3 protein-coding genes are annotated in these 13,616 nt (G+C 37.9%); 2 read left to right on the forward strand and 1 reads right to left on the reverse strand.

Going from position 1 to position 13,616, the window contains the following annotated elements; translation table 11 throughout:
* Positions 1-355: 355 nt before the first annotated feature.
* Positions 356-10,828 carry an Ig-like domain-containing protein gene (locus tag ACF3OB_RS05440; protein WP_392448681.1) on the reverse strand — a complete coding sequence of 3,491 codons (10,473 nt, stop codon included), beginning with the start codon at positions 10,826-10,828 and terminating at the stop codon, positions 356-358.
* 640 nt (positions 10,829-11,468) lie between these two features.
* Between ACF3OB_RS05440 and ACF3OB_RS05445 the strand changes: the two genes are divergently transcribed.
* The gene (locus tag ACF3OB_RS05445; protein WP_241693967.1) at positions 11,469-12,050 is read left to right on the forward strand and encodes a Crp/Fnr family transcriptional regulator; all 582 of its coding nucleotides are present in this window, start codon (positions 11,469-11,471) and stop codon (positions 12,048-12,050) included.
* Positions 12,051-12,134: 84 nt separating this feature from the next.
* Positions 12,135-13,538, forward strand: a complete 1,404-nt coding sequence (locus tag ACF3OB_RS05450) for a TolC family protein (RefSeq protein WP_392448683.1) — start codon at positions 12,135-12,137, stop codon at positions 13,536-13,538.
* The last annotated feature ends 78 nt before the right edge of the window (positions 13,539-13,616 follow it).

Here is a 13,616-nt window from a genome sequence, read left to right on the forward strand (position 1 = left end):
GTAAAATGTTTTTATTGGTAATTGATTGTTTAAAATATAGACTTTGCAAAATAAATGAATTTAAATGATTTCATTGTATTGCAATTCATTTTTTTTGTTACATTCACAACAAATAGTATTTTTTTAAACTGTATACAAATTCCAAAGAACTCTTACTTTCCATAGAACCCCACTTTTTGTAATTCAAAAAAGCTCTGGAAAATAATCATTGAAGCATATTTTGTTTTTACAGTCAAAAATATTTCATTAAACTTAATGTCAAACTTTTTATTTGATTATTAGCTTCCAAACTTTAGCAAATAAAAGAGAGATTACCCATTTAGGATAATCTCTCTTTCACTTATTCAGTCAGCGGTTACTTCTTAATATACAACCAACTTCCTTTCGTATGTTTCTTGTTGTTGTTATCGGTGTATTCAATGATATAGTAATACGTACCTTGTGGCAATTTCTCAGGAGCTTCAATCGTTACTCGTCCATTTGAAATCGCTCGGAATACTCTATTAACATTATCATAGCCCTTCGTCTCAAATACCTTAACTCCCCAACGATTGTAAATACGAACCGTATTATTAGGATATCTCTCTATACCTTGAATATGGAAGTAATCATTCAATCCATCTCCATTTACAGAAATACCATTGTGAGGAATTACATCATTCAACACCGTTATCGTTACTTTAGCTATAGAACAGTTACCCATCGTATCGCAAAGCTCATACTCGAAACTGTCTACTCCTGCATAACCTCGGTTAGGTGTGTAAACAACCTCATCATCCGACGGATCATTAGTCGTTCCATTGTTATTGATAACAACCGTTCCGTTTTTAGGTTGCGTAACAATAGTCAAGGTTCCTTGCGTAGGCACATGCTGATCATTAGATACTACTTTAACCGTAACAGGTGTATCAACTACCGTCTGTTCAACATCATCTTTCGCTACTACAGGTGTCGTTGGAGTTGTTACCTCTGTAACTACCACTGTTACCGTAGCAGTATCGCATGTAATCGTTACTGATTTCGTACAGATTTCATAACCTATAACATACGTTCCCGTTGGTGTACCTGACGGTACTGTAACATTTCCTGTCGATGGGTCTAAGTTCGGTACGATTGTTCCTGTTGGGGTTGACGTTACAGTTATCGTTACATCAGATGTTGTTGGTGTGTTCGTACCGATTTTATCATTATCCAACACGTTAACTACAGTTCCACTTTGAGTGGTCGTTACAGTTACTGGGTCGTCAGTAGCGATTAACACTGTTGGTGTTACTACCTCTGTAACTGTAATCGTTACTGTGGCTGTACTACAAGTTACTGTACCTACTTTTGTACAGATGCTATAACCTATCGTATACGTTCCCGTTGGCGTACCTGATGGTACCGTAACATTTCCTGTTACAGGGTCTAAGTTCGGTACGATTGTTCCCGTTGGGGTTGACGTTACAGTTATCGTTACATCAGATGTTGTCGGTGTATTAGTACCAATTTTATCATTATCCAATACGTTAACTACAGTTCCACTTTCTGTGGTCGTTACGGTGACTACATCATCAGTAGCGGTGACTACCGTAGGGGTCGTTGGAGTTGTTACCTCTGTAACTACTATCGTTACTGTAGCAATATCACAAGTAATCGTTGCTGATTTTGTACAGATGCTATAACCTATCGTATACGTTCCCGTTGGTGTACCTGATGGTACCATAACATTTCCTGTTACAGGGTCTAAGTTCGGTACGATTGTTCCCGTTGGGGTTGACGTTACAGTTATCGTTACATCAGATGTTGTTGGTGTTTTTGTACCAAGCTTGTCGTTATCCAATACGTTTCCTACTGTTTGCGTGTTGGTCGAAGTGGTAACTATAAATGTATCCGAATTCGCTGTAGGCGTAGCTACTTGCTTCACTGAGATGTAAACCGTAGCCGTAGCACATGCTTGAGGTGTTCCATCATCACATACTTCATATGTATAAGATACTGTTCCTACAAAACCTGTAGAAGGAGTAAACGTATATGTTCCGTCTGCGTTCAACACAAAGCTATGTCCTCCTACTGTATTTGTTTGTGTTGTCCATACTTGCGTATCTCCCTGAGGATCTAAATCGTTCGTTCCTACACTTCCTGAAACTTGAGTATTTACATAAGTATTATTAATATCATCTTTCGCTACAGTCGTATTTGTTGGTGTTACTACCTCCGTAACTGTTATTACTACAGTAGCCGTAGCACAAGTAATCGTTCCTGATTTTGTACAAATCTCATAACCAATTGTATATGTTCCCGTTGGAGTACCTGATGGTACCGTAACATCTCCTGTTACAGGGTCTAAGTTCGGTACAACTGTTCCTGTTGGGGTTGACGTTACAGTTATCGTTACATCAGATGTTGTCGGCGTTTTTGTACCAATTTTATCATTATCCAATACGTTAACTACAGTTCCACTTTGAGTGGTCGTTACAGTTACTGGGTCGTCAGTAGCCGTGATTACCGTAGGGGTTGTTACCGCAGTAACTATTACAGTTACCGTAGCTGTGTCGCAGGTAATCGTTCCTACTTTTGTACAGATTTCATAACCTATAACATACGTTCCCGTTGGTGTACCTGATGGTACCGTAACATCTCCTGTTACAGGGTCTAAGTTCGGTACGATTGTTCCCGTAGGGGTTGACGTTACCGTTATCGTTACATCAGATGTTGTTGGCGTTTTTGTACCAAGCTTGTCGTTATCCAACACGTTTCCTACTGTTTGCGTGTTGGTCGAAGTGGTAACTGTAAACGTATCTGTATTCGCTGTAGGCGTAGCTACTTGCTTCACTGAGATGTAAACCGTCGCCGTAGCACATGCTTGAGGTGTTCCATTATCACATACTTCATATGTATAAGATACTGTTCCTACAAAACCTGTAGAAGGAGTAAACGTATATGTTCCGTCTGCGTTCAACACAAAGCTATGTCCTCCTAATGTATTTGTTTGTGTTGTCCATACTTGCGTATCTCCCTCAGGATCTAAATCGTTCGCTGCTACACTTCCTGAAACTTGAGTATTTACATAAGTAGTTCTAAAGTCATCTTTCGCTACAGTCGTATTTGTTGGTGTTACTACCTCCGTAACTGTTATTACTACAGTAGCCGTAGCACAAGTAGTCGTTCCTGATTTTGTACAGATTTCATAGCCTATAACATACGTTCCCGTTGGCGTACCTGATGGTACCGTAACATTTCCTGTCGATGGGTCTAAGTTCGGTACGATTGTTCCAGTTGGAGTTGAAGTTACCGTTATCGTTACATCAGATGTTGTCGGTGTGTTCGTGCCAATTTTATCATTATCCAATACGTTAACTACTGTTCCACTCTGAGTGGTCGTTACAGTTACTGGGTCGTCAGTAGCCGTGATTACCGTAGGGGTTGTTACAGCTGTAACTACTATCGTTACCGTAGTGCTTGTACAGTTGCTCGTATTCACTCTATCACAAATCGTATAAGTACCTGTGTACGTACCTGATGGCGTGTTCGGTGAAATCGTTATGTTTCCGTCCGTACCCATTGTGATATTAGGATGTGTAAACGCACCCGGAGTTAAGGTCACCGTTGAAGTGCTTACGGAAGCTCCGCCTAAACTATCATTATCCAATACATTACCTACCGTTTGGGTCGTGGTCGTTGTCGTTACCGTATAGGCATTTGGCAATGCCACTATCTCAGGTGCGGATACTGTCACTGTCACCGTCGCTGTTTTGCAAGATGCTGAACCCGTAACAATACCCTTAGGACACAATTCATACACTATCGTATAAACTCCTGCAGGGGTATTGGTAGGTACTTCTACATCTCCCGTAATGGTTGATAAAGTAGGGGGCACTCCCGCTCCAATAGGGGTCGCCGGTTGTTTAACTCCTATATTCACAAACGAAGGCAATACAGGGGTATGACCATTAATCTCGTCATTGCTCAACACATTACCCACTACCCTAGGAGTAGCAATTGTCGTAGCCGTATAGGTATCGTTAGCAACTGTTAACGTAGGCGTTCCTACAACAACTTGTACTTCCGCAGTATCACAATCCGTAGTGCCTCCTGACAAGCATATTTCATACGTTATCGTATAAATGTTTGGTAAAGTTCCTTGTGGAATCGTGATGTTTCCGTTCGTGCCCAAAACAGGTACGTTCGTGCCCGTAGGATTTTGGATATTGTCGATAGTTACCAAAGTGGTCGTAGCCGTTTGCGTTCCTACCTTGTCATTATCCAATACGTTACCTACCGTTTGGGTTGCCGTTGTGTTCGTTACCAAATAAGAATCATCAGTAGCTGTCACTTTCTTAATCGTAATCGTAGCTGTAGCTGTATCGCAAATACCTGTATTTGCCTTATCACAAATAGTATAAGTAAACGTATGTGTACCCGATGAAGCTGTATTTCCTATCGTTAACGTACCATCCGAATTAAGTGTTACTCCAATTGGTAAATTCGCAGATGTCACACTTACCGTCGCACTCGTTGGTGATACTCCATTCAACTTGTCGTTTTCAAACACTGTCTTCGTGGTCGTTCCTACAGTTTGAACTCCAAAATCATCATCAACAGCGTCGATATTTTTAACAGTGAAAATAACTTTTGCTGTATCACAGTTCGCTGGTGTGACGCCTTTTTCACAAAGAGTGTAAGTAAACGAATGTAATCCCGTAGGGGTATCACTACCAATGGTTACTTTTCCGTTAACATCAATAGTTACTCCAACAGGCAATGACGTATGTGTGGTTATGGTGACAGTTTGTGAACTCACTCCTTTTCCGTCTAACCTATCATTAGCAAAAATATCTATCGTACTGTTAGGTACTAAATTATAACCGTTTACAGAATCTCCATTGTCGTCATCATTGGCTTCTATCCTATTTTTTACTGTTATAGTTACAGTCGCCGAATCACAAACGTCCGTAAATACTTTCGAACAAAGCTGATACGTAAAGGTATATATTCCACTTTTAGCGTTACTTACAAGAATATCTCCCGTTGGACTTACCGTTATGCCTTCTGGAAGTGCTGATGTTGTCAGATCTACCTCTACAGGTATGCTTGGAATCGTTCCGTTATACTTATCATTATCCAATATATTTCCACTTCCTGAAAGAGATCCGTTTTCATACGTAAATTCATCATCTCCTGTATTGATGTTTATTACTTTTACCGTTACCGTCGCCGTATCACAAGGCATATCATTTACTCTTTCACAGATACGATAAGTAATCGTATATATTCCTGTAGGAACAGAATCACTGTTCACTTGTACTTTACCCGTTGCCGTGTCAATTGTTACACGCGGGTCGGTAGTGGCTATTTGTGTAATAGTTACATTGGTAGACGTTGCCGATGCAGTTCCTAAAGTATCATTCGACAATATCGTCGTTGTAGACGTACGCAAAGGACTAAGTGCATCAACCTCTATAAGCAAATCATCAACAGCGTCAATTGTACAAGTGTTGTTTACTACGAAATTTTGTATAGCACTACAACCTCCATTGGTTACTTTTACTTCATACGAGGTTCCGTATGTATATCCTGTAATTGTACCATCCGTTGCTATGGTCAAATTCGGTGTTATGGTATATGTAAAAGCTGTATTATATCCATTAATTTTTACAGATGGTGCTACACCACAAGAAGCATCCGTTTTAGCTATATTTAGTACAGGTGATTCATAAATGGTTATATTCAACTTATCGCTTTCGCATTTACCGTTTTCGGTATTGGTAATCTGATAGTTTCCTACGCCTAAACTACCCGATGTAACCTCAGAAGTTCCATTATATACTTTGATAGTTGAAGGTGTTGGGAATTTGGCTTTTAACTGATCAACGGTCATCTGTCCACAAAGAACTTCTGATAATACAGGTGTCGGTGTTTTTCCTATAATAAGCGTAATATCTCTACGATCACTCTCGCATTTCCCAGCTTGAGTACGAGTGTACTGATATAATACACCTGGGGTTAAAATATCAGTGTCTAACTTAGCCGTACCTCCCCCATTATCATAGACTTTAATAAGGCCTTCTTCATCAAGGTTTATAGTTTCTTTTAATTTTTGAACTGTCAGCGAAGAAATATCACAGAATTGTCTTCTACTAATACGACCTCTTTCTGAGATTTCTTTCACAGTAACCGTGACAACTAATCGCTCTGCACTTTCGCAATCCGTAAGGGCATCTTTAAGTGCTAAATAATAGCTTGTTGTTCCGGTAGGAATTTGAACGTTAGTTGCCAAAGGAACTCCTCCTGTTTGCGTAGCATACCAAACTAAGTTTGCATTTCCTGTAACCAAAGTATTTAAATCGGCTATAGTTTTAGTGCCACACAAATCAGTATTTGCATCCGTTTTCAATTTAGCCTTTGGTACTTTATTTACTAATAGCTGTTTACGGTCTACAATAACTGTTTTCAAATTACACGTTGGTGCAACGCTACAGTTAGAACCAAAAGTTCCTACATCCACCACGTAATACAATTGTGTTTGTACCTCCCCTGCATTATCGCAATTCATGGCACCTGTAAACTCCATCGAAATATCGTTTATTTCCAGAGCCTCACCTTTAGGCATTGAGGTCAGTAATTTATATACATAGAAACCATCCTCCAAGCTCTCATACTGTAATTTGCCACCCGATTTAGTTGCTATTTCTTGTTGATTAACAAACGTCCAGCCTGTCGGTAATTTAACAGCAAACTTAGCATTGGCATTTATAGCATCAGAGTTAATATCACTTCCCTTATTAACAAATTTCACCTCATATTTAGCCATTGGAGATCCCGTAGCCCCTATTTCAGCGAAAGTCACGGTTGCTGTTGCTTTTTCTATAACTACGATAGGTCTGTTAGAATTATCTCCTTGGATAATGATGTTATCACTGGTAGCACTATTAATATCAATTATATCGCTACCACAGAAATTTCTTCCTTTCGGAATAAATTGTAATTTTTGATGACTTGTAAATCTACAATCACTCGTGGTTTGTACCTTGAAACGTACTCGGATTTTCTCTCCAATAGACAATGTATTGGTTGCCAGTCCAATAGAAATAATATCATTAGCACTTGTTACGTTAGCATTTGCCCAACTTCCAGTAGTACTTTGTGTTCCTGTTGTATACTTTTGAGAAATATAGGCACTTCCAGAAACAAAGAATAATCCTTGATCAGTTCCTAAGGGGATATCTAAATGAATATCCTTTGCCAAACCTGCTCCGGAATTGTTAATCTCAATATCGTATTCAATTTGATCACACAAATTCGGGCGATAATCTGCCGGTGGTTGGCTTATAATTTTCACTTGAAATGCGGCTTCCGTTTTTGCGTATTTTACAGGTAACTTCTTCACACAGGGCGAGTCTGCATCAATAGCATTCGGATAGCCCTCACAACCTTGTCCAAACAAAATAGTCCTATCTCCTTGTCCACAATCAGATATATTGGATTTTACCAAGAAGAAACGCGTCTCAGTAGTAGCTAATTCTCCTAATTTAAAAATACCCGAGGCCTCTTTGGCTAATACAGATCCAATAGGGGTGTCTCCTGTTGCGTTGGTAACCTCTTGTACCGAAGTGATATTCATATCCGTAGCACCTATCCATAAATTAGTAAATTTATGGAAAATAGATGAGTTAGCCACTTGTACTACCCAACTTACCTCATCAGTATTACCCGTATGGATAGGTTGTGCCACAAAAGAGGTAATTTTATTGTTATCAATCAAATAAGTAATTGTTTGTGTAGGAACAGGTATGTTATCATTGTTGTTATAAACCAATCGTGGACTATGAACGGACTGCCCAGTACCCTCCAAGAATAAACTCATTTTTAATTCTTCGGAATCTCCTGCGTGGCAAGTTGGTTTTAGCACAGGATTGATGAAAAAACGATATCCTTCATCTAAATTTAAAGTAGGTGTACCTAACTTATTACTTAAATATTCTTTCAGATCAAATTCAAAGTTAGGATTATTTGTTATGGGAGTAGGAAGTACATATCGACCATTAACTCCTCCAAAACTTGATGTGCCTTGCCCTTCTAAAGTAAAGTAAATTTCTGTTAAAAGAAGTCCTTTTGGCACATTGAAAACCGCTTTTTTAGGTGTTAAAAACGTTCGATGTTCGTTAGGAAACAAGGTATTCGATATACGTTGTTCATTGACAAGTGCATCATAATAAAAATATACATTACCCGTAGTTTGGCATTCTGTAATACGACGATAGGACTCCACCGAATTTCCGCCAATATAGATAGCAAATCTTGTTAGAGCATAATAACTGTTAGCAAGCCCAGAAGGTCCGCAAACTCTATCATTTCCACCATATGTCAATTTAAAATTTGGTCTAAATATCTTCTGCCCTTTCACAATTACTTTACCTCCTGAATTGGTAACACCATAATTATTAGGGGTCATCTCAAAGGAAATGGTCAGTTTATCAGAGTTCTGAAAATCGGTAATTGTATTAGGAAATCCCTTTGTATGTAAGGTATTCATATCAAAATGGACAGTTATGGTAGCCGTAGCGGCATTATCCCCTCCCGTATAGCTCAGCCCCGTGGCGGTGTAGGTATTACCACCTCTTTCAAGTACCAATTTCAAGGTTTCATTATGAATAATGCTTTTTGGAGCAGTTCCCAAAGCATAAATATCAGGAATTTCTACTGAAAATTGCCCTTCCGTCCAAACTTCGGTAGCAATAGTTTTTTGCACTACACCACTTTGTTCAAAACGAATACGATCTCCTGCGTGATATGATGAAGTAGCTATATTAGAAAAATCATCTATCGGTGTTAAAGGATACAAAGGCTTCCCTGCATTGTCAGGATTAGTTGGTTTATTTCCATAAGTAAGTCTTTGTATTTTAGGAGTTTGACGAACTAAACCATCAGTACAACCAGAGGTGCATCCCAGAGGCTGTAGATCTACTTGAGTACAACGTGTTGACATTATATCGGAAGTACTACAAGAGATTTCTCGCTTCAACTCCATATTAACTTTATACCACGCAGGTGCTCCGCTCGTACCCGAACCACATTGATACCTAGCTTTAAATTCAAGTAGTGCTGAGAATGCTTGGAAAGTAGAAGTCCACTTAGCTGTACCAATAAAAATTTCATTAAATTTGAAACGAAAACGCCATTTATTGCCATCTTGAATAGGTGTAACGGTATATGGATTCCCCTCCGAATTTTTAATTTTTAGTGTATTTTCATCTTCAACTGTTAATGACGGCGAAAGTTCTAAAACTACATCAAAATAATCTCCTGCTTTCAATCCTGCTGGTGAAGCTAAAAGCCTGTGCAACGTAAAATTTCCGTCATATATCTCTCCGTTGGATACCGTGAGAGCTCCCATTACGTTTGATCCACTTGCCTCAATTTGCATCCCCTCACTAATAACGTGATTAGAAGTATATCTATCTGGATCAGGATTACAAACACTTGAATCGCTGTACTTTACTTTATCTACAATATAACCAAAAGCAATTTCGGTATCAGGGCGATTAGTACAATCCCCTACTGGAGCGTTATTACGCGATTTAAAACGTAGATACAAAGACTGCCCCGCAGGAATGTCACTCAAATTAAGTTCAACTAATTCCGTTTTTCCTGCTGTACCAAAACGTGCTCCATAAGTCGAATTTATGGGAGTAGAATGCTTTACTGTTGGTATCTGAACTGTGATAAAATTAGGATCAAAAGACATTTCATATTGTCCGTCCAATAAATGAGTAGAACCAAAGCGTTCACCACGAGAAGTTTCTAAAGTAATAATAGGATTTTTAGCCAACGCTCCTCCTTTATTATGTATTCTTATATGATGGGTAATATCCGTGTTCAAACACAACTCACCAGGAGTTACAATTGCGTCAAAAGTTCCGTCAGCCTTTACGTTTGTAACCTCCAAATTAGGTTTTTTCGTAGGGTCAAAATTAGCAGTAGGATTAGCAGTTGCTTCTTCTTTCTTTGGATAGTCACACGAGAGGGCACCTCCACATCCGTAACTTGCCGTATATGAACTCGTAAAATCAGAACATCCTTGTAAACTTACAGTTTGTTTGATTGTGACCGATTGTCCAGGATCCAGCGTAGAACCCGAAAATTCGTATTCTCCAGCCCCGTTATGATTCACAGTCCAACCTGTAGCTAGTGAAGTGTCGGAATTTACTATTTGCAAACCAGCTCCCATTGTGGTAGTTAGCTTGAAACTTTTTATAGCTCCATTACCTCCATTAGTAATAGTAATATTACGTACAACCTGTTCTCCTGATGCCATCGTTGAAGTGGGAGGTGTAACACTTGTTTTTAGTGCTGCATACAATACGTTAATATCCTTACCTTCTTTGAGTTGCTCAGCTCCTGCGCCAGTGAGCTTGTAACGCATTCGAGGTTTTGTTGCTCCCACTGCTGTTGTTGCAATACTACCACAAAGGGCTTTAGCCTTAAATGTTACGTGCATCTGTGGCTGAGTTGCTGTATGGGCAGGTATGTTCAAGTTGAGGGTTACTTTATTACCCGTTTGGGAAACAAAGTTTACGGCACCTACATTGGTCTGCTCTCCATTAACATACTCAAAATCATTAGGAATAGTAATTTCCAACTGTGCATTAGGATAAGCTGTAGTTCCCAAATTCAAAGTCACTGTAAAAGTGGCCGCATCACCACATGCACCAAGCTGTGGTGGATTGGATTGAGCGTCCAACACAGGAGTAGAATCTTGCGAAAAACCTAACATTGTAGTAAAAAACATTACTACAGCCATAAATATGCGAACCCTATGTCGCACTACAACACCATAATTCTTCATAATTGAATTCTTTATTTGCTCTATTGATATTTGGGAACAAAGGTACAAAGAAATTGAGAAAAATAAAGGATTTTAGTTACATTTTTTCACGCAACTTAGATTCAACCCCAAGTACAATTTTACTACTTACGAAATTCTTATACCAATTCAACAAAAATTAAATTGAACGCATGAAATTTTTCAGGATTTAATTCGTTTATTTCAACCATTTTAAACTTAAAAGTAAGTGAAAGTATAAAGTTTCAGTAAATTAGAGTTTAAGCCATATTGAAACATAAAACATATCCTATATTTATGTATGGTTGGTAAAAATAACTTTTTTTTCGTAATTCATTAAAAATAAACTACATATCCACAAAGTCCCTATGTATTACAATAGCTCTAGAAATATGATTTCGTACGTCTAACCTCATAGAAAATGAACCTCTATTGAAAAAAATTTAACCTTAAAGCGTACTCCTAAAAATTAAAAAGTAGAAATTATAATTATTTATGTCGTTGTACTTTTCTACAAATTCATACCACCAAAACACGCCGCTTTGCTAAACAATTCGATTGACTCTGAAAAACCCAAATCATAATTTGCTATTCACATTTGATTTTATATCTTTGCCTGAAAACGTTTTCTATGCAAGATGTTATGATAAAATACCTCAGTTTTGTAAAAACACTTTGCCCAAAACTTACTGAGGAGGATTTATGTTATTTTGCAAAAGGGCTTTCAATAGAAACGCTTCATTTGAAAGATTTTTATATTAAAGCGGATGAAGAGCAAAACCAAATTGGTTTTGTAGCAGAAGGTTTGCTACGAGGTTTCTACATAGACGAACAAGGCAATGACATTACCGTAAGTTTCCATCAAGAGGAAATTTTCGTAGCCGATTACACCACCTTGGACTCTCCTCGAAGAAGTCGGTTTTACTTCCAATGTCTCGAAAAAACGACTATTATCAACCATTCATACGAACATTTACGTAAATGCTCTGACAAAATCCCTTTTTTTGAACGCTATATGCGTCTGGTTGCTGAAAATGCTTTCAAAAGAGTGTACAGGCGCGTAGAAAGCTTTCTGTTTAATGATGCTGAAACACGCTACTTGGATTTGATGAAAGAGAATCCCGAATTGGTAAATCGCGTATCTGTTTCCCACCTGTGTTCATATTTAGGTATCAGTAGGCAGGCTTTAACACGAATCCGAAAAAACATCCTCAACAAGGAATGATTATGACACATTTGTGTCACATTAGCATTAAAAAAAAACTTACTTTTGCACCGAATTTTATTAGCCATTAAATCATATTTGATAATGAATGCAAAAAAATCATTTTTAATAATCGGAGCTACTCTTTTATCCATATGCTCAAAAGCACAGGTCATTGTTTCTCAATCTCTTGACCAAGCCATACGTTCAGGATTGAAAAAAAATGAAACTTTAAAACAAAAGGAAATTGAACAGGAAAAGTTAGCGTTAGAACGTAAGGATGTATTACAGAAATACATCCCCAGAGTGGAAGCTTCGGGAGCCTATCTGTATACCGATAGCAATACAAAGATGGAATTGGAAACTCAACATCTACCCTTATTGAAGCTACCTCTTTTTAATACGATTTTTAATACAACAAAACATTCCGAGTCATACGGAAATGTTATGATGGGGGGCGTTACAGCTAAAATGGTTCTTTTCAGTGGTTTGCAAATCCCATATGGAGCTAAAGCTTTGGAAAGCAAACGAATAGGAACTGAATATTTAGGAAAAATTGTAGCCGACGAATTAATACAAGAAATAGTAACGAGTTTTGACCAAATCAAAGTATTGGAAGCGATTCAAAAACTCATTGACGACAGTGCAAAACGATTAGAAAACGAAGCCAAACGAGTTGAAAAAGGTATTGAACAAGGATTAGCTATTCCTTTTGATAGAGATAAGATAAAATTGGCTCAGTTAGAATTAGCCTCGAAACAAGCTGAACTTGACGGAAACAAAAGCCTTATCTACAAAAAAATCAATTACTTAACAGGACTTGATTCGGCACAAATCGAATCTGTTGTAAATGATTTTGAGCCTTTTATTATCATTGACAATACAAATTTATCTATTGAAAACAAACACGAAATAAAAGCTTTACAATCTTTCATAGAAGCTCAAGAATGGTTGCTTAAAAAAGAAAAAGGTTCTTTCTTACCACAAATGATGGCTATGGGAGGAGTTCGTTATACATCTTTATTCGATGCTAATCTTGACTTAGGAATGTCACCCTTAACAAAAAAACACATACACATCGGCGTAAACGAAATCACTTTCTCACCAACATGGTTTGTTGGAGTTGGCGTGAAGTGGGAGTTATTCGGTGGAATGAGCCGAATTAATAAAATCAAGCAAACCAAGTTAGACATTGCAACCACAAAAAGTAAATTGACTGATGCTCATGACAAACTTTCGCTATTACTTGATAAAAACATGGTTAATTATCGTATCGCAAATGAAAAAATGCACATTAATCAACAGAAAGTAGTCGTTGCTAAGAACAGTTTGGACACTGCTATAAGGCAATATACGGAAGGTTTGATTGATATTTCAGACCGATTGGAAGTTGAAAATGAATATTACAAGGTAGTAATTGAGCAAATACAAGGTATTCAGCAACAACGTCAAGCAGCCATGGAAATGTTAAAAACCACAGGTACTTTAAGCAACTATTCCGTACAATAAAACTCGTAAGGATAAATAGTCAAATATCCCATACAACCTAAAAAAAATAGAGATTAAGAATTATAAAAAAATAATTAA

This window comes from Capnocytophaga canis (genome assembly GCF_043187445.1).
Classification (GTDB): Bacteria; Bacteroidota; Bacteroidia; order Flavobacteriales; family Flavobacteriaceae; genus Capnocytophaga; species Capnocytophaga canis.